The sequence below is a fragment of the Stygiolobus caldivivus genome (assembly GCF_019704315.1).
Taxonomy (GTDB): Archaea; Thermoproteota; Thermoprotei_A; order Sulfolobales; family Sulfolobaceae; genus Stygiolobus; species Stygiolobus caldivivus.
This window is the reverse complement of record NZ_AP024597.1, coordinates 689,117-715,413: the sequence shown is the minus strand read 5'-3', so window position 1 is coordinate 715,413 and position 26,297 is coordinate 689,117. Positions and strand designations below refer to the sequence as shown.

The 26,297-nt window shown below is 39.2% G+C and carries 29 protein-coding genes; 16 read left to right on the top strand and 13 right to left on the bottom strand.

The genetic code is table 11. The annotated features are described in order from the left end of the window. Positions 1-51 precede the first annotated feature (51 nt). The gene (locus KN1_RS03620; RefSeq protein ID WP_221289461.1) at positions 52-1,095 is read left to right on the top strand and encodes an acetoin utilization protein AcuC; all 1,044 of its coding nucleotides are present in this window, start codon (positions 52-54) and stop codon (positions 1,093-1,095) included. On the opposite strand, the gene purT is transcribed toward KN1_RS03620, so the two are convergent. Together purT and KN1_RS03610 are read right to left on the bottom strand one after the other, a co-directional pair. Continuing rightward, positions 1,090-2,286 (bottom strand): formate-dependent phosphoribosylglycinamide formyltransferase, encoded by a 1,197-nt coding sequence (gene purT / locus KN1_RS03615; protein ID WP_221289460.1) that lies wholly within the window; start codon positions 2,284-2,286, stop codon positions 1,090-1,092. The two genes, KN1_RS03620 and purT, sit on opposite strands and share 6 nt — an antisense overlap. A gap of 57 nt (positions 2,287-2,343) precedes the next feature. Then, the gene (locus tag KN1_RS03610; RefSeq protein ID WP_221289459.1) at positions 2,344-2,946 is read right to left on the bottom strand and encodes a hypothetical protein; all 603 of its coding nucleotides are present in this window, start codon (positions 2,944-2,946) and stop codon (positions 2,344-2,346) included. Positions 2,947-2,996: 50 nt separating this feature from the next. Here KN1_RS03610 and KN1_RS03605 point away from each other — a divergent pair, with 50 nt between their 5' ends. Beyond that, a complete protein-coding gene (locus tag KN1_RS03605; RefSeq protein WP_221289458.1) occupies positions 2,997-3,641 on the top strand; it encodes a phosphatidate cytidylyltransferase in 645 nt (214 codons plus the stop codon). Here KN1_RS03605 and KN1_RS03600 read toward each other — a convergent pair. Continuing rightward, positions 3,621-4,244 (bottom strand): hypothetical protein, encoded by a 624-nt coding sequence (locus tag KN1_RS03600; RefSeq protein WP_221289457.1) that lies wholly within the window; start codon positions 4,242-4,244, stop codon positions 3,621-3,623. The two genes, KN1_RS03605 and KN1_RS03600, sit on opposite strands and share 21 nt — an antisense overlap. Before the next feature lie 106 nt (positions 4,245-4,350). Here KN1_RS03600 and KN1_RS03595 point away from each other — a divergent pair, with 106 nt between their 5' ends. Continuing rightward, positions 4,351-4,791: a hypothetical protein gene (locus KN1_RS03595; protein ID WP_221289456.1), complete on the top strand. Its 441-nt coding sequence runs from the start codon at positions 4,351-4,353 to the stop codon at positions 4,789-4,791. On the opposite strand, the gene KN1_RS03590 is transcribed toward KN1_RS03595, so the two are convergent. After that, positions 4,788-5,774: an FAD-dependent oxidoreductase gene (locus KN1_RS03590; RefSeq protein WP_221289455.1), complete on the bottom strand. Its 987-nt coding sequence runs from the start codon at positions 5,772-5,774 to the stop codon at positions 4,788-4,790. The two genes, KN1_RS03595 and KN1_RS03590, sit on opposite strands and share 4 nt — an antisense overlap. A gap of 36 nt (positions 5,775-5,810) precedes the next feature. Between KN1_RS03590 and KN1_RS03585 the strand changes: the two genes are divergently transcribed. Further along, positions 5,811-6,605, top strand: a complete 795-nt coding sequence (locus tag KN1_RS03585) for a hypothetical protein (protein ID WP_221289454.1) — start codon at positions 5,811-5,813, stop codon at positions 6,603-6,605. Further along, positions 6,606-7,139, top strand: coding sequence for a MogA/MoaB family molybdenum cofactor biosynthesis protein (locus KN1_RS03580; protein WP_221289453.1), 534 nt, complete (start codon positions 6,606-6,608; stop codon positions 7,137-7,139). Here the strand turns inward: KN1_RS03580 and KN1_RS03575 are convergent. Further along, a complete protein-coding gene (locus KN1_RS03575; protein ID WP_221289452.1) occupies positions 7,129-9,009 on the bottom strand; it encodes a 4Fe-4S dicluster domain-containing protein in 1,881 nt (626 codons plus the stop codon). The two genes, KN1_RS03580 and KN1_RS03575, sit on opposite strands and share 11 nt — an antisense overlap. Positions 9,010-9,556: 547 nt before the next feature. Between KN1_RS03575 and KN1_RS03570 the strand changes: the two genes are divergently transcribed. After that, positions 9,557-10,042, top strand: a complete 486-nt coding sequence (locus tag KN1_RS03570; protein ID WP_221289451.1) for an AAA-associated domain-containing protein — start codon at positions 9,557-9,559, stop codon at positions 10,040-10,042. A gap of 63 nt (positions 10,043-10,105) precedes the next feature. Further along, complete coding sequence (locus KN1_RS03565; protein ID WP_221289450.1) at positions 10,106-10,837, top strand: VIT1/CCC1 transporter family protein; 732 nt, start codon at positions 10,106-10,108, stop codon at positions 10,835-10,837. On the opposite strand, the gene KN1_RS03560 is transcribed toward KN1_RS03565, so the two are convergent. Both KN1_RS03560 and KN1_RS03555 read right to left on the bottom strand, forming a co-directional pair. Then, entirely contained in the window at positions 10,818-11,744 is a 927-nt protein-coding gene (locus KN1_RS03560) for an MBL fold metallo-hydrolase (RefSeq protein ID WP_221289449.1), read from the bottom strand. The genes KN1_RS03565 and KN1_RS03560 overlap by 20 nt on opposite strands. 22 nt (positions 11,745-11,766) lie before the next feature. Further along, positions 11,767-12,015, bottom strand: a complete 249-nt coding sequence (locus KN1_RS03555; RefSeq protein ID WP_221290516.1) for a hypothetical protein — start codon at positions 12,013-12,015, stop codon at positions 11,767-11,769. Positions 12,016-12,151: 136 nt separating this feature from the next. Between KN1_RS03555 and KN1_RS03550 the strand changes: the two genes are divergently transcribed. From KN1_RS03550 to KN1_RS03520, 7 genes are all read left to right on the top strand, one after another. After that, positions 12,152-13,336: a glycosyltransferase family 2 protein gene (locus KN1_RS03550; protein ID WP_221289448.1), complete on the top strand. Its 1,185-nt coding sequence runs from the start codon at positions 12,152-12,154 to the stop codon at positions 13,334-13,336. A gap of 5 nt (positions 13,337-13,341) precedes the next feature. Then, the gene (gene cas4 / locus KN1_RS03545) at positions 13,342-13,947 is read left to right on the top strand and encodes a CRISPR-associated protein Cas4 (RefSeq protein ID WP_221289447.1); all 606 of its coding nucleotides are present in this window, start codon (positions 13,342-13,344) and stop codon (positions 13,945-13,947) included. Between the two features lie 46 nt (positions 13,948-13,993). After that, a complete protein-coding gene (gene thiD, locus KN1_RS03540) occupies positions 13,994-15,208 on the top strand; it encodes a bifunctional hydroxymethylpyrimidine kinase/phosphomethylpyrimidine kinase (RefSeq protein WP_225905770.1) in 1,215 nt (404 codons plus the stop codon). Then, positions 15,205-16,074, top strand: a complete 870-nt coding sequence (locus tag KN1_RS03535) for a ribokinase (RefSeq protein WP_221289446.1) — start codon at positions 15,205-15,207, stop codon at positions 16,072-16,074. Before thiD ends, KN1_RS03535 begins: the two co-directional genes overlap by 4 nt. A gap of 96 nt (positions 16,075-16,170) precedes the next feature. Further along, a complete protein-coding gene (locus KN1_RS03530) occupies positions 16,171-16,866 on the top strand; it encodes an MBL fold metallo-hydrolase (RefSeq protein WP_221289445.1) in 696 nt (231 codons plus the stop codon). Continuing rightward, positions 16,859-17,584 carry a class II glutamine amidotransferase gene (locus KN1_RS03525; protein ID WP_221289444.1) on the top strand — a complete coding sequence of 242 codons (726 nt, stop codon included), beginning with the start codon at positions 16,859-16,861 and terminating at the stop codon, positions 17,582-17,584. The genes KN1_RS03530 and KN1_RS03525 overlap by 8 nt, the downstream gene beginning before the upstream one ends. A 34-nt stretch (positions 17,585-17,618) precedes the next feature. Continuing rightward, a complete protein-coding gene (locus KN1_RS03520; protein ID WP_221289443.1) occupies positions 17,619-18,443 on the top strand; it encodes a zinc ribbon domain-containing protein in 825 nt (274 codons plus the stop codon). Here KN1_RS03520 and KN1_RS03515 read toward each other — a convergent pair. Further along, entirely contained in the window at positions 18,440-19,423 is a 984-nt protein-coding gene (locus KN1_RS03515) for a histone deacetylase family protein (RefSeq protein ID WP_221289442.1), read from the bottom strand. The two genes, KN1_RS03520 and KN1_RS03515, sit on opposite strands and share 4 nt — an antisense overlap. 35 nt (positions 19,424-19,458) lie before the next feature. Between KN1_RS03515 and KN1_RS03510 the strand changes: the two genes are divergently transcribed. After that, positions 19,459-20,520, top strand: a complete 1,062-nt coding sequence (locus tag KN1_RS03510; RefSeq protein ID WP_221289441.1) for a M24 family metallopeptidase — start codon at positions 19,459-19,461, stop codon at positions 20,518-20,520. Between the two features lie 3 nt (positions 20,521-20,523). Here KN1_RS03510 and KN1_RS03505 read toward each other — a convergent pair whose 3' ends face one another. Both KN1_RS03505 and KN1_RS03500 read right to left on the bottom strand, forming a co-directional pair. Next, positions 20,524-21,663 (bottom strand): aminotransferase-like domain-containing protein, encoded by a 1,140-nt coding sequence (locus KN1_RS03505; RefSeq protein ID WP_221289440.1) that lies wholly within the window; start codon positions 21,661-21,663, stop codon positions 20,524-20,526. Continuing rightward, positions 21,636-22,589, bottom strand: coding sequence for an ornithine cyclodeaminase family protein (locus KN1_RS03500; RefSeq protein ID WP_221289439.1), 954 nt, complete (start codon positions 22,587-22,589; stop codon positions 21,636-21,638). The genes KN1_RS03505 and KN1_RS03500 overlap by 28 nt, the downstream gene beginning before the upstream one ends. Before the next feature lie 60 nt (positions 22,590-22,649). Between KN1_RS03500 and KN1_RS03495 the strand changes: the two genes are divergently transcribed. Next, a complete protein-coding gene (locus tag KN1_RS03495) occupies positions 22,650-22,964 on the top strand; it encodes a Sul12a family chromatin-organizing protein (RefSeq protein ID WP_221289438.1) in 315 nt (104 codons plus the stop codon). On the opposite strand, the gene KN1_RS03490 is transcribed toward KN1_RS03495, so the two are convergent. The 3 genes from KN1_RS03490 to KN1_RS03480 are packed head-to-tail and all read right to left on the bottom strand — an operon-like array spanning position 22,954 to position 26,210. Then, positions 22,954-23,637, bottom strand: coding sequence for a polyprenol monophosphomannose synthase (locus KN1_RS03490; protein WP_221289437.1), 684 nt, complete (start codon positions 23,635-23,637; stop codon positions 22,954-22,956). The genes KN1_RS03495 and KN1_RS03490 overlap by 11 nt on opposite strands. Further along, complete coding sequence (locus KN1_RS03485; protein WP_221289436.1) at positions 23,609-24,088, bottom strand: RNA-binding protein; 480 nt, start codon at positions 24,086-24,088, stop codon at positions 23,609-23,611. Before KN1_RS03485 ends, KN1_RS03490 begins: the two co-directional genes overlap by 29 nt. Position 24,089: 1 nt before the next feature. Continuing rightward, on the bottom strand, positions 24,090-26,210 hold the full coding sequence (locus KN1_RS03480; protein WP_221289435.1) for a xanthine dehydrogenase family protein molybdopterin-binding subunit: 2,121 nt from the start codon (positions 26,208-26,210) through the stop codon (positions 24,090-24,092). Positions 26,211-26,297 lie beyond the last annotated feature (87 nt).

Here is a 26,297-nt window from a genome sequence, read left to right as displayed (position 1 = left end):
GGAAAAAATCCAGTTCTACACTTATATAGTTTTTCGACGTAGATAATTATAATGCACAAGACGGCGTTTGTTTGGGATGATCAGTATTTGGAGTATTCATTCCCCGGCGATCACCCCTTTAAATCCCTCCGTGAGTCTATGGCCAAGAAATTCTTAGAAGAAAGAGGAGCTTTTCACCAAATAGATCTCGTAAAACCAGTCATGATCAATGAAGATTTACTATACAAAGTCCACGCCAGAGAGTATGTAGAATTTGTAAAGAAAAAGAGCGCAGATGGAAGTGGGTACCTAGATGAAGGTGATACTCCAGCTTTTAAGGGGATATACGAATCCGCTTTGATAAGGACTAGCGGCACAGTAACCGCAATAAAGATCCTTGACAAATACGATCACTCAGTAAATATAGGCGGAGGGTTCCACCACGCTAAATATTCGTCTGCGTCGGGTTTCTGCGTATTTAATGACGTAGCCTTAGGGATTAAAATAGCTGAGGAAAAATTTAAGAAAATAGCCTTGGTAGACATAGACGGACATCACGGAGACGGGACACAATTACTTCTCGCAAACGATACAAACGTACTTAAAATTTCATTACATATGTTCCATAAAGGGTTCTTCCCCGGATCAGGGGATGCTGAAGAGATAGGTGAGGGAGAGGCGAAGGGGCTTACTGTCAACATTCCGTTACCACCTGGAACAGGTGACGATATGTACTTGTACGCTTTCAACGAAATAGCGGTTCCCAAACTCGAATCCTTTAAACCAGACCTAGTGTTTATACTCAATGGAGGTGACTCTCACTTTACAGACCCGTTAGTAGAGTTAAAATTGTCAAATAAGGGGTATCTAGATATTATAAAGAAAATCCACGACATTTCCCATAAGTATAACGCAAAAATAGTGATGACCGGTGGGGGAGGTTATAATTATGAGTCTACCGCGAAGATATGGACTCTGTCAATAGCGGAACTGGCTAAATTAGATTTTTCTGAGTTCTTAGATCTAGAAGATTGCTGTTACATCGCCTCCTCAGAATTCGTAAAGAAAAAAGTAATAGAAATAGTGGAAAAACTAAAGAAAATTCACGGATTATGAAACTAATATTAATGAGGACGCTTTTCTAGCTTTCTCTTTAGCTTCGTCTATGTCCTTACCGGTAGCCAACACAACACCCATCCTTCTCTTATAATAGGTTGAAGGTTTTCCGAATAACCTCACTTGTACACCCGGTATCTCTAACGCTTTCTCTACGTTAATGAACTTAGGGGCCCACTTCTCGTTATTAGAAAGAATCACGTGAGCAGCAGCGGGTGATGCTATCTTCACCTCGGGAGTAGGAAGACCAATAGCACTCCTTATATGGATCTGGAATTCGTTTATATCAAGGCTAGCCAAAGTTACTAACCCTGTGTCGTGTGGCCTAGGCGAAACTTCACTAAATAGAACTCTATTACCGCTAATCAGTATTTCGACCCCAAAAATTCCAAATCCGCCTAATTCATCTACTACTCTAGTAGCGTATTCCCTCGCCCTAGATGCTACGTCTTCGTCAACAGTATAAGGGTGCCAGGATTCTACGTAGTAATAGACGTCCTTAGGCCTCTGGTGCTCAATTGGTGGGATCGTCTTTGTCTGTGCCCCGCCGTTTGCGAGCGGGTACCTATACGTTAGCACCGTGAGTTCCTTATCTACATTGACAAACTCTTCTACTATTACCTTTGAACTCTTACCTCTAGCATGGGATAATGCCTCTTTGAATTTTTCGTCTATCTCGATCTCATTATTAACTATCTCATGGCCGTGGCCACTAGAGCTCATCTCGGGCTTTATAAGGCAAGGATATCCGATATCTTTACATGCCTTTTTGACCTCTTCTGGGGTTTCTGCAAATGCATAAGCTGTCGTAGGTACCTTAACCTTCTCAGCAGCTAGCCTCCTCAGCTCTAGTCTGTTCATACATATTTTCACAGCCCTAGCATTGGGCATTACCCTATAGCCTTCCTGTTCTAACTCCAGTAATGCATCGGTGTTTATAGCCTCTATTTCCGTGATTATAGCGTCTGGGTGCTCTTTCCTTATTATACTTTTAATGGCTTCCCCATCCAACATGTTTACTACATACTTCCTGTGTGACACGTGCATTGCAGGCGCCATATCGTATCTGTCAACCACAACCGTTTCAAGACCCATCCTTTGAGCTTCAATAACCATCTCTTTACCTAACTCTCCACCACCTAGCCAGAGTATTTTTTTAGCGCCTTCAAGAAGAGGTGTTCCTATTTCCATAGCCACTATTTACTTACTGAATTTAAAAATTCTACTATTAGTTACGGAATTATTTACTTATCTAAGTAAATCAGTTATATACCTTACTACCCTTTGGTGATCCTTAATAAAATAGTAAAAACACACCCATTTCTCGACCTTACATTCCCCGGACCAAGGGAAAACAACGATCCCAGTGGGGTAATATTTTTCGTAGTCGGTTATCTGGTCCTTCTTATACGTCCCTACTTTAGCTTCAACCGCTACCTTATCTTCAACTACCATATCTGGACTATTATGAAGTGGAATACCCATCTTTGGTAACGATACTGCTTTCTGTTCGTACCTCTTTACTTTGAAATAACTAGAAAGCGTTCTATAAACATACTCTTCAAAGACATACCCTATTAATTGGTTAAGTTTTAGTATCCTCGTCTTTACATCGGGGTACGCTAAGGCGTAATTCTCGTCAACTTCAATGTTAGATGCTCTTTTCAACTCATTTAGTTTGTTGAGGAGTGGGAGCTCTTTACCGAACAACTTAAATCTTAAGTTACTTACTTCACTACCGTCGTGTTTTCTATATGCTTTTACGATAAAGTTGCCTACTGTAACAAATACGTCTCCCTCTTTCGACGGGACTAAGTAGTCACCTTGTCTTTTATACAAAAAGATTTCCATACGTTAAAAATAGTCGAACTTTTAATTTAATTCTTCAGCTTTGATCAGTGATGTTAATAACAATCGGAGATATCGTATGGGGGGTCGTACTTACCATTTGGGTAGCAATAGTGACACTTTACATTTCTAAGGTCATAAGTAAAATGACCACACCTTATGTTGCCAGAAAAGTAATTCACATGTTAGGAGGAGGAGTAGTAGCTATTTTAGCCCCATATGTCTTTACATCGCCTCTAGTCCCCATAGTAGCCTCGTATGTCTTAATGATGTACCTCATTTTGCATAGAGCCAAGAAAAATTACTTAAATTGGTTTCAGGACGAAAATAACCGTGGGGAAGTCTATTACGCGTTCTCGTTCGGGACGCTCCTCCTCATAATGGATATACTAGACGGTAACTACTGGGAGACGAGGAATATCTTTATACCGCTATTGCCCATATATTACATGTCTTTCGGGGACGGAGTGACCGGAATAATACGTAACTATGTGTATAAGAGGAGGGTCAAAGGTTTTTGGGGGAGCGTAGGGATGGCGGCGATCAGCATCCCCTTAGGTTTTTACTTTTTCGGTATACCGGGGGCAATATCGGGAGTTGTAGCGACTTTAAGTGAAGTATTACCCTTTATAGATGATAATATTGCAGTACCGTTCTTCTCGTTTACGTTTTTATACCTAGCTATAAAAGTGTTTTAACATAGAAAAGTTCTTAACATCAATTATCTTGACATCAAGCGACTTCGTATTAATAGTTATTATGCCGTTAATTTTACTCGTCTTTACGTCATCTAATGTTACGTCTGGTGATTTACTGTATCTTCTAATTAGAAACATTACTTTTCTAATGTCCTCCTCCTTCCTCTCTTCGGGTGGAATAAGTAATGGTTCTGGTATAGGGGGGATATAAAACGAAGGTACCGCTATGTAAAATTCGTGCCCAACGTTACTGTACCTAGCTGTTTTAAGGGCAAGTCTCCCCATTAAAAATTCCTCCGCTGAGGTAGCACTAGTAGGAGGTACATACCCGGTCTCCACTTCTACCGACATATCTATGCCCTTTATTGCGTAAATATCTACAATTCCTCCAGCTACTTCTACTTCGGCATATACCTTAAATCCTTGGCTCAACAAGTAAGCTGAGAGAATTAGCTCTAGGACTGAGTGGTTTATATTTACTACTCCAGTCTTATGTAGCCCAACGATCCTGTGCACTATATCTTCTAGTCCACACAAATTCCCGAACTTTTCTACAATTTTCTTTTGAACCGAATTAATATCTCTGATATAGTCTATTTTCATATCTAAACCCTCTCAGACAGGGAAGCGTTCTTCATCAGTTCTGAAAACCGTCACATCATCATTATTTAGAATCAAATTTATCATACTGGGTATATAAATAGTTATTATGTTGAGCTGGATATTAGGCTCTCCTGCACCTCCTTGGCATTACCTAAAGGATATGTTTGAAGATTATAGAAACGTAGCAGTTTACCTAGATAGCAAAGGTAACATAGAATTGATAAAGGTAAGTGACCTAGATGATTTCCACATCCCGACTTCGGTCCTAGTTAATGGGTACTACCTACTTACATTAAAGCCTTATTATATAAAGATGAAGAAATTTGTAGCGTTCCCCACGACCAGATTAAGCGTAGTAAAAGGGCTGATAAAGAACTACGGGTGGAGGGCACTAGAGTTCTATTATGGAGACCAGTTCCTGAATGCATGGGTGGTCTATGATTGCGAGAGTTGTGAAGAAAAACAGAGGTTGCACCTAGAAGTGAATGAGGAAGAACTACCTGATGACGAGCTGATCAGGAAACACTTAGAGATCTCAAAGAGCTAGAACTCATGGGGCTCTTTACCTATCCTAAAATCACTTACCCCGTGAAATCTGGAAGCCGAATACTCCTTATCTTCCTCTCCCTTAACTATAAAGTTAAAAAGGAGTTTAGCTAACCCTGGTCCTACTTCAGCACCATAACCATTTAACCCGCCTATGTAGTATATTTTTTCACTTATTTGACCGTATACGGGCTTCATATCGGGAGTACCTTCACAGTAACCATCTCCCTTATAAATAGGTATTAACGGACCTAGCCTTTTCGACGCTTCTTTCACTGCCCGCTTATCCCCTAACTGGGGAGAAAAAGGCGAGCACTCAATAGTATCTCCGTCCCCCACTATGCTGAAAAACGACCCTATCCCGAAGAGTGGCCTTGAGTAGAAACCTAATTCATAGTCATAAATGAAAACTTTGTCAAGGACTCGTTTAGGTGTTAGGACAGCCCACGCCCAACAATAATAACTCCTTAAAGGCAACGTACTTTTTACCGTGAATGAATTCCATGCTCCGCTAGCTACAATTATGAGGTCGTATTTGTTACTTATTTCCTCTCCGTCGAGGAGTACCCTATATTGGCTATCTATGCTTATTTGCCCTTTTATGTACGGGACTGAGTCTATTAATTTCTTAACTCCTACGAGCCTGTCCGTGTTATGTCCTATTATCGCATCTTGACCTAGCCAAGGGACGTATTTTTCTTCTATGTTAAACCCCATACTTATCCATTTGTCTATTACCTCAGGAGGAATTTTACCTATAGTATAGGACGGATATAAAAATAATGGGATTTTATGGGAAGCGTAGAAACTCAGGGATTCCAGTGCTAGGTCTATGTCCCTCCCCTTAAGTAAGAGTGAATGTATCAAGGTAGGATAGAATCTCCTAAAACCTGATTCAACTACATGGACTTTAGACCCGTTCTCTTTAAATAAGTAATAAAGAGAACTGCCTGCTATTCCTCTACCAACTATAAGTACTTTCACAAGGATTTAAAAACTACACGAAATCCTTTAAAACTGATGATTACAGAGGGGTACTTTGTAAAGTATAAGGGTATAGTGTGGGCTGTCAAAGGGTGTTACCACCCTGAAGGATACGTAGTAGCTATCCCGAGATTGTATGAAGGTAGAAAAATAAAGAAGCTTAACGAAGCAATCAGGCTGGTGAAAGAAAAATTCCCCAACTTAATGAAGTATTTAGACCAAATTGGTTTCGAAGTACCTTTAGTCCCATTAGAAGAGAGTGAAGTCCTTGACCCCTTCGAAGTGAAGCGAGGTTTACCTACACCGGTAAAGGTGTTCTTAAGTTATTTTAGAGATAGTGTTGGGATTACGGGGAGCCTCCTTTACTCCGATAGCTTTAATGATATGGACTTCCTCTCCTTTGACCCATACCATTACAAGACGTTGTTAGAACTGAGAGAAAAGGGGGTCACCCTCCCCCTAACGTCTTGGAATGAAAATGAAGTTGAAGTCCTAGATAAGGAGGACTTTATAAGGTTTAAAAAAGACAGGGTTTTAGAGGGAGTTTTCCAAGGTTTTCCTTATACTTTTAAGGTGGTGGAGTGTATAGATTTTGGAACGGTGATCGGGAAGAAAAATTTCAGAGGCACGCTTAAAATAGTGAACGCAGTTAAGCCTTTCTCGCTTCCGGTAATTTATGAGACCGAGCAAGGTATAACTCTTACCTCATTTAGAATAAGGTTCACAGAACTAAAAGAAGGGGCTACACTCTACGTAGACGGAATATTACTCGAAAGGAATAAATTCCTCGACTTAGACTTAGACATAGCTAATGAAGTAAAGGTGATGTAAGTGCACTCACATGAGAAGCACAGAGAACACGCACCGAGGCAGATTAACTTTTACGTGATAACGGTCAGCACTTCGAGGTATGAAAAGTACTCGAGAAGGGAACCCGTAATAGATGAATCTGGAGATACCATTAAGCAATTAATTATTGAGGGCGGATATTCTGTGGTAGGTTACTCGCTAGTACCAGATAATAAAATAAAGATACTCAGGGCTTTTGCTGAGGCACTAGACGACCCCAAGGTAGATGTAATAGTGTCCACAGGTGGGACTGGATATACCCCCTCAGACCAGACTGTAGAAACTATAAGGCCCCTATTTGACAGAGAAATTGAAGGTTTTTCTGACGTGTTTAGAAATGTAAGCTATGATGACCAGAAAGTACGTGCAGCGGCTTATCTTACAAAAGCCAGTGCAGGTATAATAGAAAAGAAAATAATATACTTATTACCTGGATCACCAGACGCAGTTAAACTAGCAATGAAAGAACTTATATTACCAGAAGTAGGACATTTAATATACTTAGTTAGGAGCTAAAAAGTTTAGTTATTTCCTTTGTAATTATTTCTTTATCTTTATCACTTAGGCTCTCAAATTTATCCATATAAAAGTATAGTAATAACATTTCTTCTTTAGTAAAGCGGTTTAGTTGAGCAGAGAGAGTCCTCTCATTAACCTTTATAAAAAGCTCTTCCGCTATCCCTTCATACCATTTTGCATCATCAACTACTAGCTCAGTGTCTTCCTCTCCTTGATGTAACTTTGATATAGTATTTTCAAGTGCTTGAAGGTTTAGTGTAGGAAAGATTGTATCTAAAGGCGTTTTAATATTTAACTTCTTCGCGGTAATAGGACATAATGTATATTTTGCAGATACCTTACTCTCTACACTTTTATTGGAGATAGACTGTAAGAAAGCTAGGCTACACTTATTTAACTCGTCATTTTCAGTTCTAATACCAATCATACAAGGTATGTGAAGCTCTTTGCCTTCTATTTCTGTATCTGGAAGCACTAATTCCTCTACAAAATTTATATCAAGTATTTTGAGCCTTTTCAACGCTTGCAGGTAGTGGTATTCCTCAGGGGTAATTGTAATAATTTCGTTTACGTTTTCTAACTTCTTGGCAACTGCCGTCCAATCAGCTCTGTCCAACAGTAAATCAATCACATTAATGTCCAGCCTAATTATACCCACTTTCTTACCTTTTGAGTGGAGATAAAGGAGTGCCCTTATTGCCCTGTCTTCAAGACCTTTACTTATAGGAGTTAAAACGATTACTGAACTAGCTGGTAACTCTCTTATTTCAGGGAGTGCAAAGTCTATCTTATCATATCTAGCATACTTACGTAAGTCAGTAAGTATATCAAGTTTAGAGGGACATACCTCAACGCATTTACCACACATATGGCAATTCACAAGTCCCTCTGCAAATCCTAAGGGCTGTAGGACATATAGTCCTAAGGGAGTATATACGGGTGAACCCATCATTTCACCATAAGGACATACGTCAACACACCGACCGCAAAGAACGCAGCCGTTTAAGTCATTCTGTCCGTCTGAATCTGAATACGCAGTTAAGGGCGTATTTTCGGCAAATTTTAAAGGTGTATTAGAATAGATCGTGAAGTATACTCTAGTCCCCCTGAAACGTAATATTGTCCTCTCACTTCTCTTTATGTTCTCTTTTATCTGAAATAGCCCGTTCAAGTCTGTAGTCCCAAAGTACTGATACTTGTGCCTAGGTGTCAAGTCCTCATATATCGGGTCTACCTTCTGGAGGTCAGACACATACATTAATAACAGCTGTTCCCTAATCGATGGATAAGAAACTATCAGCTTAGCTAATCCCCCTTGAATATTAATTGTAATATCTCTAAACGCTGGAAAACCCAAAGTAAACCAGTTCTTTAGTTTATATAATACGGCATCTATGTCGTCTGATGTATAACCCTTATATGCCAATTGTTTTGACTCCTTTTTGATATATACAGCGTATATTATCCCTCCATTATATTTTCCGGTGTATTTAATTCCGTTAAGGTATCCCTCAACCTCTACTCTGTCTTTAATCAGCCCGAACTCATTGAACCCAAACCCTGCATCACCGAAAAATACACTACCCCCCACTGAAAAGTCTAAATTACCGTAAGTCTCAGGATTGTATTTAATTACATCTCTCCACGGTGTCCCCGACAAGACTTTTATTTTATCGCCTAAGTCTTCAACTCCTCTTAGGCTTGTTAAATCCAATATCTCGTTTCCGTCAATCCCCCTAGAAAATTCATACCTTGCCATACCTCTTAATTTAGATAAATCAGTGGTTGAATTTACTTTAATTAGCTTAGGTAAAGAAGAACTTCTTCTTGTAAGAGATAATTGTGATAGTAATAACTCTTCGTTCATTGAGGTATATAAGATATGGTCATATTAAATTTTTTCTTCTAAATTGTATAAGTTAAAATAGATCTATATCCCACAATCTGAGTACAAGATAAAAAATTAGCTCATCATACTGGTAAAGCTATTTTTGTCTAAATTAGTCGGTAATAATATATTAGGCGTACCTCTTTAGAGCACTGAACTGAATCCTTTTTATATTTGTTTATGTTAGATTTCTATAGCGAAAATAACCCCTCGTACCGATGTGGGCTATGCTCAAAAAGGTGATTGCGGATATGTGAGCCCCCGTGTCGTTGGGCTCGAAGGGGTCCCATGACCCACCTAGTGTTAAGCCGAGTGGGTGGTTGAGGGCTAAGCCCCCTACACTCAATCATGATTGGAGGTAAAATGATTGAAATGAAAGTGTAGGGACAAACGGTAAAGGTGGCATAAACCTTATTTAAGGCTGAAAAAATCTTAATGAATTATTGATGTAATATAAAAATAAGCATTTTAATCTATAAAATTCCTTAGAGAATAAATTTTTATTAAGTATTGGGTATGATCACGTATGGTTACAAGTACATATAAGGTTATTCACCCAGACGCTAGAGTGGCCGATCTATTGGGTTTGTTGACCACTTTACACAATACCTTCGACGGTAAGGTGGATATTTACATCCTAGAGAAGGAATTGGAAGTCGATATGGATGAATTAATGCCTATACTCTATGCTGCAAATACTATGGGGTTTATTAATCTAGCAGAAGGTGATATTATTATTACAGATAAAGGCCTTGATTTTATAAAGGCAAATATAAAGAAAAGGAAGGAACTATTAAGAGAGTCTATTGATAGACTAGAACCATTTGCTACAGCTAAAGAACTTAAGGCATTTACTGTAGAGGAACTCCTTGAAAAACTAGAGGAAAAAGGTATTACTACATACAGTAGTCCTACAGGCTATAATGACTTAGAAATAATATTAGCTGAGTGGGGTATATATTCCGGTTTCCTCTCTAAAGAAGGAGAGCGTTACATCGTCAAAACAACATAAATTTCGTTACGACTTTTCGTAATCCAAGAATCATTTAAATTTTTTTCATACCATAAACCACTCATGGAAGAACCTGTAATACATTATACGAACGAGGCTGATACGTTTAGGACCAGAGTTTTCGGAATTCAGGACGGACTCATAGGAGTGGGTTCTATAGCGTTAGGTGCTGCGGGTTATTCCCAAGACCCCTTACTCGTACTAGTGACCGGTCTGATAGCTTCTATAGGACAAGCTTTTTCTATGGGAATCGGAGAGTATATATCTACTAGAGTCAGAATGCAAATTATACAGAATGAAATAAAAAAAGAAAACTATGAAATAGAACACTATCCAGAAAAAGAGAGGGAAGAACTGAAACAATTTTACCTTGAGAAAGGACTACCTGAGGAAGAAGCTGAGGAAATATCAAACAGACTAATGAAAAATAAAAACATAGTGCTACACGAAATGTTAATCCATGAGTTAAAGCTCTTTCCTGATGAGTTTGAAGATCCGGTAAAACTAGGCCTACTAATGTCTATTTACCTTATTATAGGCTCTGTAATACCCCTCTTTCCGTTCATGTTGTCACTATTTATAAAAATACCGTTTAGCTATTCGGTTATAACTTCTGTAATACTAATAACTGTCACATTAGGATTTTTCGGTTCCTTAGCGTCTAAATATACTGGGTTAAGCAGATCTAGGGGTGCTTTGGAACAAATAGCAACTGGGCTGTTAGCTATGGCTGGGAGTTATACAGGCGGTTTAATACTGGCCCATTTCTTCCCCCTTACGAGTCTCCCGCTGTAAGGAGTTTAGCTAAATTTCGAGGTATTTTTGCAGGTCTATTATCTTTTTGGAACAGTTCCCTTCTTCTGGCTTCCAAGATCATCGGTTCTATGGACAAGTACTCTGAAGCTGTAATTACCTTACATCCTACGGAACTGGCTACCTCTTTCACCGGTTTAAGTACGTTTGCGTAATTTAAGTCCCGTAACACGTGGTGGTCAATAATTGCATACTGTAGGCCGTTTTTGACTATACTTTCTAGGTTCTTTATTTCTACCTCAAGTTCTTCTTTTGATAACGCCCTACCTAGTAAATAACTTAAAGGACCATCTATAATTAGGTAATTAGGTTTAACCTTATTTATAAAATTAACATGGGCTTCCTTCGGCGCACCTTCAATATCTGAGGTAAAAAGCACAGTCCCATCTTTATCGTTAATTGCAACTTGTACTACATAACCGAGCCTCTCATCAGCACCGTGAGGAACAGCAGTAGAGAAAATAATCGACGTAGAGCCAAACTTTACTTCTTTCCCATCTGCGTTTTGAATAGACTTGGGCTTGTCTTTTAACGATTTCAAAAACCGGGGTGCTCGCCTGAACTTCTGGCTAGGGTTTATGTTATTTTGCGGGTCCTTTATAAACACTACTTTTTTCTCGTAAATATCTATGGGAATTACATAACCTGGGTCATGGTGATCGTAGTGGTAATGTGTGACTACTATAACGTCAACGTCTTTAGCTGTGTTATAAATCTTAGTAGCCAGTTCAGTTAAGCGGTCTACTTCCAGTTGGTGTGGGGGTAACCCGTATCTTCTCGGGGCTAAAGAGACCGCTGGGTCAATAAGAATTCTAATGTCTTTAGTCTCAACAAGAGTAGCCTGGGACCGTACTCCCAGGCTTTCAAATGCTAGTGGTATAATCTCCATAATTTAACCTAATCTTTTGAACCTAAAATCTCATTGTGGTAATATCTAGGAGGGCTTCCCTTAGTGATCTCTTTATCTCCTGAATGTCCCTATGAGCCATCCTAAGTCCATAATTAGTCCTCCTCTCCATCAGTTTCCCTATCCCGTATATTGTAAATCCTGATACAGTCGTTATGTGAAAAGGGTCATCTAATCCGAACGCGATAAACTTACCAATAGCTTGTACCGATCCGCCCTTAACTTCATAATCTCCTAATATATCTTTTACCATCTGTTTCATATCAGTTATATTATTAATACTTAACACTTAAGACAAAAGAGTACTCATTACGGTATTTTAATATGCTATTCACCTTGTGTATTACCTTACAAAAGAATTTTAAAAGAGATATGACAGTGTTTAATTAATGCTAGATGACATTATTGCCATATTCAGTATCTTAGTTTCAGGTTGGAGCGTCTATAACTCATTTTTAGCAATATATGGTTTCACTTGGACCCCGGTGAAACAGAAAGATTATTCAGGTAAGTCCTTCTCTCTACTTGTCCCAGCTAAAAATGAGGAAAAAGTACTCCCCAGGCTATTGGACAGGCTAGTTAACCAAGAATATGACAAATCAAAATATGAAATTCTAGTAATAGAAGACGGTTCCACAGATAAGACATATGAAGTTTGCAAACAATACGAAGAAATATATACACAGTCCTTTATAAAGTGTATCAGACTAGACCGTGCCAATGTCCCTAATGGAAAAAGTAGGGCACTAAATTCCGCCTTAAGACTTGCTAAGAACGAGATAATAGGTATTTTTGATGCCGATACAGTCCCCCGGTTGGACGTACTTAACCAAGCGTCTATTTGGTTTGATAAAGAGGAAGTAGTTGCAGTTCAAGGAAAACTGATCCCGATAAACATAAAGGAAAATATAATTACGCGGTTCGCCAGTATAGAGGAACTTTTTCATGAGTATTCTATAGCAGGTAGGGCTAGATTAGGCTTGTTCGTCCCGCTAGAAGGTACTTGCACATTTATAAGGAAAGAAACTCTAGAAAAGATAGGAGGGTGGAACGAATTTACACTAACGGAGGACCTTGACTTAAGTATCTCCTTAATATCTCAAGGTTACCAGATCAAATACGACCCGACCATAATTGCATGGCGTGAAGTCCCATCGAGTTTAAGGTGGTTGATAAAACAGAGGCTTAGGTGGTACCGAGGGCACTTTGAAGTCAGTATAAAAATACCCCACGGAAAAAGGATAGACCCGAGGTTAATTGATGGGTTCCTGCTTATCGGTACTCCTTTATTTATGGTCTTGAACCTCGTCAACTACTCTCTAGTGCTCATATATTCGTCATCTTTATTTGTCTTAGCTGCAGCCTTTGTTTCAACTGCTTCTTTTATATCCTTTATATCAACTATATCTATATCTAGGAAACACCTGATTGAATCCTACTATTCTATACTATCACTTATATACATGAACTTCGTCGTAATTCTGAATCTAACCGCTATCATACTAGAAGTTATGAGGACTCCAAGAGTATGGATAAAAACCGAGAGGAGTGGGAAAATTACCTCGGAGGTGTAATAGAAATGATAGTGGAAGAGCTTTTTAGCTCCAAACTGACTGAGGCATCTACACACGTTAGAGAAGAAAATACGTTTTACGTTACTGACTTAGTAAGGTGTCCACTAAAGTTGAAATTCGAAGAAAAATATAAAGATTTACAAGTGGCTGAGCAAGTAAAACCGGCAACCGTCCTAGGTGACTTAGTTCACGCTGGGTTAGAGAAATTTCTCAGTGATAAGTTTAGCGCTAAAATAGAAGTAGAGGGGCAGAAGGAGGTCACAGTGGGGCAAATAGCATATAAGGTAAAAGGGAGGGCAGACGCTATAATAGAGAAAGATAAAAGGATTGTGATAGAGATAAAGACGGCTAGAGCGGATAAAGGGATCCCGTTAGAACACCATAAGCAACAACTCAGGATCTATTTGTGGTTGTTTGACGCGTTAGAGGGAATACTAGTCTATGTAACCCCTGATAGAGTTACTGAGTACCTAGTTGCAGATAGGGTAGACGATATAGAAGTTATCAGGCTAGTTGAGGAAACTATAAAGGCTGTTAAGACCCCCCGGTATAGCTGGGAATGTAGCTACTGCATTTTTAATGTAATGTGCCCTTCTAAAAGGGGCAAATAAGTTAAACTTCTCATATTTTTATAAATTAAGCTTAACTTTAGATCATATGGAACGTAGAGAAAGAACGGTCGTAATGACGATTGCTGGAAGCGATTCGGGAGGAGGAGCAGGCCTTCAGGCAGATCTAAAGACATTTACTTCATTAGGTGTTTTTGGCACTACAATTGTAACCGGCTTGACGGCCCAAAACACCCAAGGAGTATCTAAGGTATTAGAAGTGCCTCTAGATTTCATTGAAGCTCAGTTTGATACTGTAATGAGAGATCTACACCCTAAATATGCCAAAACCGGGATGCTTTCAAACTCCTCAATAGTAAAGTTAGTAGAGAGGAAAGTTAAGGAATACTCTATAAAGTTAGTCCTTGACCCGGTAATGGTAGCTAAGAGCGGTGACCAACTAGTAACCGAGGACACAGTAAACGCATTAAAGGATTTAATGAAGCACTCTATATTAACCACTCCTAACAAGTATGAAGCTGAGAAACTTACTCAGTTGAAAATAAATAACGTAGAAGATTTAGCCAAAGTAGCGAAGAAAATTTATGAGGAATACGGGATAGACGTTGTAGTTAAAGGGGGATCTAGTCTAGGTGGACTAGACATTGCGATAATTAACGGAAAAGAGGTCGAGCTAAAGGGTGAAGAAATAAAGACGGAAAATACGCACGGTAGTGGGGATGTCTTTTCTGCTGCGATAACGGCTTACCTAGCGAAGGGAGAGAACCTTGAAACAGCCGTAAGACTCGCAAAGAACTATGTTAATGAAAGTATTAAATTCTCGCTCTCAATAGGAAAAGGCCACGGACCCGTTGACCCTTTTGCCCCCATAGAACGGACAGTAGAGAAAGAGAACGCCAGACTTACTGCTGAGAAGTGTCTATGGGAGTTGGAAAACCAGCCAGAATTGTTAACTACTTTTTTAGATGAGGAGGACAAGTCAAACATTGCCGTACTGACCGATTATGGTGATGTCGCAAGCCTTGCAGGAGGTATAATAAGGTATTTGGACAAAATTAAGCTAGATGGGCCCATACTCGTGAATATCGATAATAAGGTGTCACAAATAGCCAAAAAGCACGGTAAGAAAATCGTCCTGTCTTTAACGGTGTCCGATCGCTTGTTGAAAAAAGGAGAAGAGGGTAAAATAATGTTAACCACTAGCGGTAGGACTGGAGACCTCATACTTGAAAACGGTAGGGCTTATTTGACCGGAAATAGCTGTGAAGAATTAATAAACAAACTAAGGGAGATGTTAAAGTGATCACAGTAGTTGGTAGCTATAACGTTGATTTTATACTAAAAGTTGATAAATTCCCGGAGGAAGGCGAGACAGTAATAGCCAAAGAGGTATATATAAATCATGGTGGAAAAGGGTCAAACCAAGCAGTATCTGCATCTAGACTAGAGGCTAAAGTACGTCTAATCGCGTCAGTAGGTAATGATGAATATGGTAGAAGAGCTATAGATTTTTGGGAGGATGAAAGAATAGATGTAGGATACGTGAAAATAAAGAATGCACCGACGGGTTCTGCATATATCTTAGTTAACGGACACGGGCAAAACATGATCGTAGTAAACAGAGGAGCTAACATACTCTTAATGCCTGAAGATTTAGACGATAGTCTAAAAGGAGATATATTGTTAACCCAACTTGAAATTCGAGAAGATACTGTAAAAAGGGCGCTAAGCGAATTTAATGGGCTCAGGATATTGAACCCTGCTCCTGCATCATTAGCAGATTATAGTATTCTAGAGCATGTGGATATACTTACACCTAATGAAATTGAATTTAAGGAGATAAGTGGAGCCGATGATATAAATTACGGAATAGACATATTATTAAAAAAAGTAAAAAAGGCTGTAATAATAACATTAGGAGAAAACGGGGCTTTAATAGGTATGAAGAATAAGAGAGTAAGGGTAGACACAATAAAGGTTAACCCTATTGATACTACAGGGGCCGGAGATGTATTTAATGCCGCACTAGCAGTGTACCTAGAGAAGGGATACGACTTAGAAAGGGCTGTCAGGATAGCTAATATTATAGCTTCTTATTCAACAACACAATTAGGGGCTCTAGGCCCTAGATTAAAAGAGGTGGAAGGTCTAATTGAAGAAGAAGTTTAGGATAAAGAAAAAAGAGGTAATTGAAGAAGAAGAGCACAGATGTCTAGGCTTATGCTGTGATGACTTAGTAAGTATAGAAGAGAGGGACGATGTGAGATGAAACTAGTGTTCTTAGGGACAGGCGCAGGGGCTACATTCGGAAGCAAAAGAATGAAAGCTTCTATATATGTAAAAGGAACAAACACGTCTTTAGTCCTAGATATGGGTACTGGTAGTAATTTTAAATTAGAGGACTTAGGCTTGCTTGCCTTTTCAACGCTATTTATTACACACCTCCACATAGACCACTTTAATGGGTTATTTGACCACTTAGTCCAGAGAAAGTTAAGGGGGTTGCCACAGCTTAAGGTTTACTCTCCACATGGCCTTTCGGAGATTTTTGACCGTTATGTCAAGTACGGAAATAACATACTAGCGGAAATAACTGAGTCCGACTTACCGACCGCAGAGATAGGCGAATTCCAAGTATACTCGGTTAAAGGATGCCACAGTATATATGATGTGGCTTACGTAGTCTCAGATGGTAAAAAGAAGGTCTTATATACCGGTGATACTGCCGAGCCTTGTGAAAGTATCCTTTCCGAAGCAGAAAAGGTAGACATAGTTGTCCATGAAAGTAGCTGTTTAGACGACTGTTCTAAATGGGGACATACTTCTTTAAAACAGCTTTTAGAGCTGTTTCCGAAAGAAAAGTTAATACTTACTCATATACCAGCCCAGATAGAAGATGAAGTGAAAAGATTGGCTAAAGGATATAATATTGCTTATGATGGTTTAATAGTGGATGTGTAGGTTACTAGCATTTAATACAAAAGAGAGAGTTGATACAGATGTAATCAGGGCGTTTGTTGATGCAGCGAGAAATGACGTTTACTTTAGATATGTTTCGCACTCTCACGGTTGGGGGATAGCTGCGATAGTAGAAAAGGAAGGAAAGCAGAGGATAATTTACTATAAATCAGTAGAACCAATATATGAAGACGATATGTTTTATAATATAGTAGAGAGCCTTAAGGGAAATAGAATTATAGGCATAGTCCATGCAAGAAAAGCTGGTAAGGAGTTCTTGATCGGGCTAAGGCATAATCACCCGTATCACCTAAAGATACGTTCTCACGACCTTTACTTCGCCCATAACGGTTCTATAAATAGAAAAGCTTTCGAGCACCCTGATTATCCTTCAACTGACAGCTATCTCTTCTTTCTAGAGTTAGTAAAAAACGTAGAGAATTCCCCTATTAGTATCGAAAAAGCGTATAGTAAATTAATCCTTGAACTAGGCAGATACTCGTCTAGTTTAAACTCTGCTCTACTTACATTTAATGAGGTAGAAGGACCTGAGGTTTATTTTGCACATTACTACAATAAAGAAAGAATTAAGGAAATCGAGGAATATTACAGAGTGTACCGGTATGGTGATTATGTTTTTTCATCTACAATAGCCTACTATTTAGGGAAGAAAGTAGAAAGTGTTGAACTAGGAAGCGTTATTCGCCTTTCGAATGATTAAAGAATTTAAATAAACATAGTGAGAAATTTATTTTATGCCAAAAGAAGAGATGGTTGAAGCAAAAATTTTAGATTATGGAAAGCTAAAAAGTATCTACAGTTCTATTCTTTTCGCAAGAGAATATGCCAAGGTAGTTAAAGATGGGCCCCCACCGAGAGACATACCTAAGGAGCTTTATTACCAAGCAGTACACTCGACAGAAGTGAAATATGGTCCGTTAAAAGTGGTCAGTGTAGGTAACCTGCTGAAGGTCTCTGAAGTAAACGCTGTTGTAAAGTCTGAAAGAGAAGGGATACCACTTTATGCTATAGTCGACTTTACAAATGGCATAAGGGTTTATCTTGCATATGAGAGGCCAAAAACTATAGTCGGAGTCGATATAGGTGTACGGCACCTCTTTACTATAGTAGCAATTAGAGGGACTAAGCCGTGGAAAGTAAGATATTGGGGGAACGAGCTAATTATGGACGAAATGATAAAGATACTGGGGGATCCCCAAGGTCTAACAGAGCTCAGAAACATGAAAATTAAAATAAAAGGAATAGTGGACAATGTGGTAAAGTTTATAGATGAATTAGAACCCAAGATTGTTGCAATAGAAGATTTAAAGATGTTTGAGGGAAAAGCGGGACAAGCACTCAGGGTTGTAGAAGAGATGCTAGAGGACAAATTATATATAGCCGGGATTAAATTTAGAAGGTTATCTCCATTTAACACAAGTAAAATATGTTCTAATTGCGGTTATAGGAAAGGAGAGATCATGGGGCCATTGTTTGTATGCCCAGCTTGTGGATTTAAGTCAGAAAGGGATTATAATGCTGCGTATAACATAGCTTTACAGTGTTATTACCAGTGCTAGACCTTCCAATAGTCTCTTAGTATCCTCCTCTCAGCTGAAAGAAAATCTTGAAATCTACTCCTAGTCTTCTCGCTACTTTTAGTCCCTATATATTCTTTCTTTTCTCCCTCTAGACCTCCTACGAAGGCTTTTAAACCTCTCTCTAATCCAATACTGTAGCCTCCCTCAAGGATAGCGTAGAATCTTCTTTTAAGACCTAACAATCCGAAGTTATAATATGTCCTTTCTGTAGCCCTCAGGCTAGCTAAGCCGTCACCCTCAAACCCATCAAACCCAGCTGAAAAGGCTATAACTGAAGGTTTGTAATCATCTAAAATCGACTGGATGAGAGGAAATAACTCTTCATATAAATCGTCTCCTGAAAGAGGAGGTAACAGTAAATTTATTTTAGTCCCCTTTGCTTCTCCTTCCCCTATCATATCTGGGAACCCAGTACCTGGGTAAAGAGTATGAGGATCCTGATGGACATCTATATGGACTACTTCAGGGTTGTCCCAGAAAATGTCCTGCGTACCGTTACCGTAATGAACGTCAAAATCAATTATTGCAACCCTCTTAAGATTAAATTTCAGTATGGGGTACGAAATATTATTAAAGATACAAAACCCAAGCGTAGGTGCACCAAAAGCTCTTCCAGCCTTTCCCGCGTGGTGACCTGGTGGTCTAACCAGTGCAAAACCCTGATTTTTATATGCGGTTAGAGAACCGCCTAAGGCTAACAAAGCAGACTTCCAAGTATATTCGTTAGTATAAGTGTCCGCATCCAGCCACTCCGCCCTCTTTGAAGATAATTTGACTAGGTTAACATAATCCTGCTCGTGAATAATCTTCGGTTCTTCTTCTCCTACATTTTCAGGGGACAATATAGGGTTATTTTTTAAGTTAGAGAGTGCGACCCTTAACCTTTCTGGGTTTTCAGCATGGTGCAAAGGAGGTGCATGAAGCAGGTATTCGTCTGAGTAAATTATGGGTATCTTCATACACTTTATTATCTACTAAACAAAATTAAATGTGTATGAAGAGAGTGGAAAAAGTAAAAGAATTGATGAAAAAGAAAAACGTTGATTACCTAATTTTGGGGCCTACCAGTAATATGTTTTATCTAAGCGGGTTTGTTGAAGAACAGATGGAGAGACCCCTGCTGATGATCATTAGCTATTGGGATACCTATTTCTTAGCTCCCAAACTCTACGAGGAACAGCTTACAAAGTTAAACTTTAATGTGATTACATATGAAGATGGGGAGAACCCTTATAAGAAAATAAACATAGAAAAAGGAAGGAGTATAGCTATAGACGATACTCTGTGGTCGGCCTTTACGATAGACCTCCTTGAGGTTTTCGCACCCTCACGATTAGTTAAGGCCAGTGAAATAATGAAAGAAATAAGGATGATAAAAGAAGAAGACGAAATTGACATAATGAGCCAAGGGCTAAGGATAGCCGAGAAATCGTTTACGGAAACGCTCGAAGTTATAAAAGAAGGGATAACTGAAAAGGAGATCTCGACTTATCTAAGCCACAGATTCATAGAGAACGGTGCAGAGGGAGTTTCATTTGAACCTATTGTAACTTCAGGGAGCAATACTTCTATGCCACACCTCCGTTCAACGTCTAAAAAGATAAAACGTGGTGATATTATAATTTTTGATTTCGGAGTGAAATACAGAGGTTACTCTACTGATACAACTAGGGTTGTAAGTCTTGGGCCTCCTTCAGAAGACGTCAAAAAAATTTTCGAAATCGTAAAAGAGGCTCAGTTAAAAGCGGAGGAATCGGCAATAGAGGGTATTAGGGCATGTGAGGTGGATAAGGTGGCTAGAGGTATAATAGCATATTACGGTTACGGAGATAAGTTTATCCATAGGACTGGTCACGGGATAGGTATTGACGTACATGAAGAACCTTACATTGCTCCAGATTATAAAAGGACCATACAGAACCAGATGGTTTTTACAATAGAGCCAGGCATATATTTGCCTGAGAAGTTTGGTATCAGGATAGAGGACATGGTATATGTGAAAAGTGGTAAGCCTGTTATGATGAATAGTTTAGAAAAAGATATATTCGTGGTCTAAGTCCTACACTCTTTGCCACGCATCCCTGAGCCTCTTTACCCCTTCCTTTATTTGTCCTTCATTTGCTACGGAAATACTTAACCTTGCCATAGTCTCACCTCCTCTCAAAAAGAAGGGTTTAGCCGGGACGAAACTTAGACCTAATTTTACAGCCTCTCGGAACACGTCCCACGAGTCTTTTTTTAGGTCTAGGAGTAAGAAGAAACCACACTTTGGAGTATTAAAGTCCTTGAATCCGTAGTCTATTAGTGAATCCATTAAAATTTTCATTTTTTTCCCATAGTGGTGAGATAAGGACTCCATCCTGCTGGATATTAGCCCCTTTCTTATTAGCTTAGCTACTACGTACTGATTTATGGTAGAAGTTGAGAAATCCATCTGCTCTAATAACGCTAATTTTTCTGCTATATCTTCTCTAGCTAGTACAAAACCTATCCTTAACCCTGGGGCAATAATCTTACTAAAGGAACTTATGTAAATTACTCTACCTTCTCTATCAAAAGACTTAATAGGTCTTGGAGTAGTACCTGCAATCGGTTTATAGGGATCGTCTTCGAGAATGTAAAAGTCGTACTTATTAGCCAACTCAACTAGCTTTTTCCTCCTCTCTTCACATAAGTTAACCCCAGCAGGGTTATGACAATTTGGAATGACATACAAAAGTTCTATTTTAACCACTTTGAGAAGCGTTTCTAATTCGTCAACGTTAATACCGTTAGAGTCCAAGGATATAGGAATTACTGCATTACTCCTTAACCTTAAGGGAGTAAAGGTCTCAATGAAGGTAGGGTTTTCTACTGCGATGGTATTGTTTTCGAGAAAATATTTCGCTAATAGCTCCATAGCGTGTTGAGCACCGCTAGTAACTACTACCTTGTTGTCTTGGGCGTTGAGGCCTAGGAGAGGTAGGACTTTATTTTCAATTTCCCTTATTAACTCCTCTTGGCCACCCGCTCCAGGATAAAATAGGACTTTCGAACCGTACTCATTAATTACTTCTTCATATGCTTCTTTTATTTCTTTCAAAGGCATTACCTGAGGATCAGGGGTACCGCTCGCTAAGTTTATTTCAACCCTTTTAGCCGTCTGAGAACCTAACTCAACTGGAGATAGCTCTATTTCTCTTCCGATTCTTGAGACCATTTCCCTTTCACCTCTATTTCTGTCCCGAGACCAAGTTTCTTTGCTTTCTCATATAACACTTTCATTACGGCGACGTCTTCTAGGCCAATGCCCAAAGATTTGAAGATTGTGATCTCTTCCTCATTCTTTCTCCCCCTAATTCCTCCTATCACCGCTGATAACGGGACCACTTTTTCCCAATCCAGCATCTTCATCTTGTCTGCCAAAATTAGATCTCCAGCTTCTTCCTTTGCTTGGTTTATATCTTCGACAGCTATGACCGAAGAAGCTTTAAGCACCTCTGGGAATAGTTCTACTCTTTCTGGTAAGTTAGAACCCATTGCATTGATATGTACCCCTTTCTCCAAAAACTCCAGCTTTAAGAAGGGGTCTTTGGAGTTTGTCATTGTAACTATAACGTCAGCGTCTTTACATGCATCTTTATAGTCCTTAGCTTTTATTACATTTATGCCGTCCTTAAGAAGCTGTCTTATTTCTAATTCCATCTTTTCCTTGCTAAATACCTTTATTGATAGACCTTTTTTAAGCTCATAAAAAGCCCTTACTTGAAATTGCCCTTGCTTGCCTAGCCCTATTATTGTCACTCTTGAGTAACCCTTTTTTGCTAGGTAATCAGCAGCTATAACTGATATTACTCCGGTTCTGATCCTCGTTAAAAGATCAGCCTCTGAAAATAGGAGTAGCTCGCCGTTCTCGTCAAATAACATTGACATGAATGAGCCCTTTATAAACACCTTGAATCCAAGATAATGGTCAAGACCTCCTGCTTGATAGGTCAGCACGCTACCGTGATAGGAAGTCCTGACCCTTTTGGTATTTGATGCCAAATTATTGTGAAGTTGATTAAATGCATTAACGATGGCTTCATAGACACCTCCGTACTCTAACGTCCTTTTAACGTCATCTTCCCGTAATAATATAGCCATTTAATCCCCATTATCTTATGCCTTTTTGCTTAAAAGCAAAACGAATATAATTTTTCAATTATGGAACTAACTCCCAGATTGCAAGATATAATTTCTATCCTAAAAGAAAGAGGAACTGTAAACTTAAGGGATTTAGCTTTAGAGCTAAAAATTTCACCTAAAACAGCAAAGGGGTATGCAAGAGAATTGTACCGGCTTGGGTTTGTAGAGATAGATGAGAACGAGAACTTGAAGCTAAAGAACGAAAACCCTGAAAGCGTAGAAAACTTAAAGAAGACTGTAGAGTTACATGATAATGAAATAGCGCTACTAAAGAAAGAAATAGAAGAGCTAAAAGAGGAAATTTCAAGGCTTAAAAGAACTTCTAAGAAGTAATTCCTAACGATAACTTTATAACATACCAAAGCCATTTAGCCATTTTTCCACTACTTAACTTACTACTTCCCTTCTCTCTGTCCCTAAATATTATAGGGACTTCGACTACCTTCAAATGGTTACGCAGTACCTTGTACACTGCACAAATTTGGAATTCATAACCTCCAGCGTTTCGGCATGATGATATTACTTCGACAGCCCTTGCACTATATACACGATATCCTGAAGTATTATCTTGTATCGAAGAATGCAAAAGGAGTTTCGTTAAAAAATTTGCCCCCTTACTTATAACTCTCCTTTTAAGAGGCCAATTCTCGATCCTCCCACCCTCTATATACCTAGAACCAACTACAAGGTCAGCATTTAGACTTGCGTTAAACATTGAAGGGAGATATGAAGGGTCATGACTCAAATCGGCATCCATTGTAGCGATCCTCGTTATTCCTAATTCCACGGCTTTGTTTAGACCGAACCTCAACGCACTACCAAGGCCTTTTTCATTTGTCCTCACAAAAACCTTTGCGCCCATTTCCTTAGCAATTTCAGCTGTCCCGTCCTCACTGTTGTCATCTATAACGATTATTGTAACATCCTTTACGTTTTCCCTGATCTCCTTTATTAGTACCTTTATATTGTCAGCCTCATTATACGTCGGAACTACTACCCCGAACATTGCACATATCCCATATTCTGTCACTTATATAATGTAAATTTATTCCAAACTTACCTTTCCTTTCAGTCATGGCTTTTTCTTTTGGCATTACCACTTTAATTATAGAAATGGGAAGACCAGTTTTAGTCTTGACCAAAACTATGTCACCCTCTTTGCATTCACAGTCATAACTCACAATACCCGGGGCGAAAAGATCCGCACCTTTAACAATATGTTTTACAGCGCCCTCATCTACAGTAACTGAAGCCATATTTAGTTTAAACTTCTGTATGAGGCATATTGTAGGTATAAGCTCCTCACTGAAAAATGCTAAAAGACCGTCTATGAAATAATAAACCTCCTTTTTTTCTTTTCCTAATTCTACCTTACCATCTATATCCCATCCATACTTGACCTTAATTTTATTTAATAATTCTTTCTTATCTTTTTCTGAAAGGAGATGGCGTTGCAATCTATTTCACCAAGTCTTCTGGCTTGACAGGCATCTTATAGATAGTCTTTTTTATACACTGTTCTATGGCATTTATAGCAGCTGGCGTAGACGCTACTGCACCCGCTTCGCCAATACCCTTGCTACCCGTCGGGTGTGGTGACTTCCCAAAAGTAAAATAGTGCCATTCAACCGTAGGAGCTTCCACTGCAGTTGGTAATGCATAGTCCGTAAGATTGGAGTTTACTAAAGTTCCGCTTTCATTAAAGACCGTACCTTCAAGAATTGCTTGCGATACCCCTTGGACTATCCCACCAACGGCCTGACCTTCTGCAAGCAACGGGTTTACAACCACACCCACATCATCAATTGCGACATACTGAGTTACCCGAACCTTCCCCGTTTCGTCAATATTCACCTTAGCTAAGTGAACTCCATAAGGAGTGGTAGGAGGCGTATTAACCCTATATACTGCGGTAAAATCAAGGCTTTCGCCCATTAAGTAAGCGTTCTTCACTATTTCATCAAATTTTACTTCTCTACCGTCCTTCTTATGCCTAACTTTACCCTCATTATATTCTACTTCTTCTATGTCTGCATTTAGTAGTTTTGCCCCTAATTCAGTAAGTTTTTTCTTTAACCTCTCAGAAGCGAGTAATACGGCTGAACCGCCAATAGTTACAGTTCTGCTACCCCAAGTCCCAATCCCGTCTTCTATTATCTCAGTATCCCCCCATCTAATCTCTATCTTTTCCATAGGTAGCTGTAATACATCTGCAGCAATTTGAACAAATGCAGTAGGATCTCCCTGACCATGAGGGCCGGTTCCAGTAACTAGTGTTACTTTACCGTCACTCTTTATGTAGACTCTGGCCACTTCCCAAGGACCAAATGCAGTAATCTCGACATAAGTTGAAACGCCTACGCATGCACCTTTATCGCTTTTCAACTGTTCATAATACTTCTTTCCTATCTCAAGAAGTTTCTTTATATCCCCACTATCATAGGTCACTCCGAATATATTCTTATATGGTAAAGAATCTATAACATTCTTCATCCTGATCTCATATTGGTCTATACCTAGTTCATTGGCGACTATATTTACTATCCTCTCAATAAAATATGTACCCTCTGGTCTCCCTGCACCGCGATAGGACTGCGTAGGTGGTATGTTAGTATAGACGGCATAAGCTTCTATTTCAGCTCCTACCAACTTGTATACTCCCGGGAGCATCCTAACAGAGCTTTTGACATTGCCTAATTCATCACCATTAGCGTCGTAATACGGTGCACCGAGATTTCCTACTAACCTCCCCTTAATCCCTAGGATTGTCCCATCATTTTTTACGGCAACTTGGAAATCAAGGAACTTATCTCTCCCATGCCCAGCAGATAACATCTCTTCAGTCCTAGTCGGGATCCACTTCAGAGGCTTTCTGGTCATTACAGCTAATTTAGCTAAAGCATACTCCTCTGGGTGAGCTATAATTTTACTTCCGAACGCGCCCCCTACATCTGGCTGGATAACACGTATATTATCAAAACCTAAGAAATTGACCAGATTACGCCTTAAATAGTGAGCTGATTGTGTAGACGAGTAAAAGGTTAATTTTATACCGTCATAATAAGCTATTGCCCCTCTTGTCTCTAGAGGAGTTGCTATAACTCTTTGGTTAAATAAACGTCCTGAAATAACTCTGTCAGCTTCTCTAAAAGCCTTTTCTACATCTCCGCCCCTCCACGTGTCCCTATAAGCTATATTAGAATTTAGCTTCGAATAGACCTTTACTCCGTTATCTAACGCCTTTTCAGGGTCTATTACATACTCAAGGGGTTCGTATTCCACTTCTATGCTTTCTAACAAGTCATACGCTTCATATCTATCTTTAGCAATAACTACTGCTATAGGCTGCCCGGCATAGGTAACTTCTTCACTGGGTATGGGAAAGTCCTTTCCGGGGTTAATATCATTACCAGTGTACACCCCTTCCGTTTTTTTCACTTTAATTTTTGCGTGTGACACCGTACTCCGCAAAAAAGCTACATAATACATACCAGGTAATTCAATGTCGTCAACATACACACCTTTACCAGTAATTAGTCTTAAGTCCTCTACTCTTTTTATTGGTTTACCAACGTACACAACTACTTTTATGCAAAATTGAGTTAAAAACTCAAGCATTGGACGGGATCCAACGGGAAATAAGCGGACGAGAAATCAAGTGGTTTT

What these genes read in the sequence shown, in the direction of transcription:
- purT (WP_221289460.1), bottom strand. Translation starts at nt 2,286, where the DNA reads ATGGAAATAGGAACACCTCTTCTTGAAGGCGCTAAAAAAATACTCTGG.
- KN1_RS03490 (WP_221289437.1), bottom strand. Translation starts at nt 23,637, where the DNA reads ATGTTCGGGGTAGTAGTTCCGACGTATAATGAGGCTGACAATATAAAG.
- KN1_RS03570 (WP_221289451.1), top strand. Translation starts at nt 9,557, where the DNA reads ATGGTTACAAGTACATATAAGGTTATTCACCCAGACGCTAGAGTGGCC.
- KN1_RS03600 (WP_221289457.1), bottom strand. Translation starts at nt 4,244, where the DNA reads ATGAAAATAGACTATATCAGAGATATTAATTCGGTTCAAAAGAAAATT.
- cas4 (WP_221289447.1), top strand. Translation starts at nt 13,342, where the DNA reads ATGATAGTGGAAGAGCTTTTTAGCTCCAAACTGACTGAGGCATCTACA.
- KN1_RS03525 (WP_221289444.1), top strand. Translation starts at nt 16,859, where the DNA reads ATGTGTAGGTTACTAGCATTTAATACAAAAGAGAGAGTTGATACAGAT.
- KN1_RS03530 (WP_221289445.1), top strand. Translation starts at nt 16,171, where the DNA reads ATGAAACTAGTGTTCTTAGGGACAGGCGCAGGGGCTACATTCGGAAGC.
- KN1_RS03575 (WP_221289452.1), bottom strand. Translation starts at nt 9,009, where the DNA reads ATGAACGAAGAGTTATTACTATCACAATTATCTCTTACAAGAAGAAGT.
- KN1_RS03550 (WP_221289448.1), top strand. Translation starts at nt 12,152, where the DNA reads ATGCTAGATGACATTATTGCCATATTCAGTATCTTAGTTTCAGGTTGG.
- KN1_RS03495 (WP_221289438.1), top strand. Translation starts at nt 22,650, where the DNA reads ATGGAACTAACTCCCAGATTGCAAGATATAATTTCTATCCTAAAAGAA.
- KN1_RS03585 (WP_221289454.1), top strand. Translation starts at nt 5,811, where the DNA reads ATGATTACAGAGGGGTACTTTGTAAAGTATAAGGGTATAGTGTGGGCT.
- KN1_RS03500 (WP_221289439.1), bottom strand. Translation starts at nt 22,589, where the DNA reads ATGGCTATATTATTACGGGAAGATGACGTTAAAAGGACGTTAGAGTAC.
- KN1_RS03620 (WP_221289461.1), top strand. Translation starts at nt 52, where the DNA reads ATGCACAAGACGGCGTTTGTTTGGGATGATCAGTATTTGGAGTATTCA.
- KN1_RS03510 (WP_221289441.1), top strand. Translation starts at nt 19,459, where the DNA reads ATGAAGAGAGTGGAAAAAGTAAAAGAATTGATGAAAAAGAAAAACGTT.
- KN1_RS03610 (WP_221289459.1), bottom strand. Translation starts at nt 2,946, where the DNA reads ATGGAAATCTTTTTGTATAAAAGACAAGGTGACTACTTAGTCCCGTCG.
- KN1_RS03505 (WP_221289440.1), bottom strand. Translation starts at nt 21,663, where the DNA reads ATGGTCTCAAGAATCGGAAGAGAAATAGAGCTATCTCCAGTTGAGTTA.
- KN1_RS03515 (WP_221289442.1), bottom strand. Translation starts at nt 19,423, where the DNA reads ATGAAGATACCCATAATTTACTCAGACGAATACCTGCTTCATGCACCT.
- KN1_RS03595 (WP_221289456.1), top strand. Translation starts at nt 4,351, where the DNA reads ATGTTGAGCTGGATATTAGGCTCTCCTGCACCTCCTTGGCATTACCTA.
- KN1_RS03520 (WP_221289443.1), top strand. Translation starts at nt 17,619, where the DNA reads ATGCCAAAAGAAGAGATGGTTGAAGCAAAAATTTTAGATTATGGAAAG.
- KN1_RS03605 (WP_221289458.1), top strand. Translation starts at nt 2,997, where the DNA reads ATGTTAATAACAATCGGAGATATCGTATGGGGGGTCGTACTTACCATT.
- KN1_RS03555 (WP_221290516.1), bottom strand. Translation starts at nt 12,015, where the DNA reads ATGGTAAAAGATATATTAGGAGATTATGAAGTTAAGGGCGGATCGGTA.
- thiD (WP_225905770.1), top strand. Translation starts at nt 13,994, where the DNA reads ATGGAACGTAGAGAAAGAACGGTCGTAATGACGATTGCTGGAAGCGAT.
- KN1_RS03565 (WP_221289450.1), top strand. Translation starts at nt 10,106, where the DNA reads ATGGAAGAACCTGTAATACATTATACGAACGAGGCTGATACGTTTAGG.
- KN1_RS03560 (WP_221289449.1), bottom strand. Translation starts at nt 11,744, where the DNA reads ATGGAGATTATACCACTAGCATTTGAAAGCCTGGGAGTACGGTCCCAG.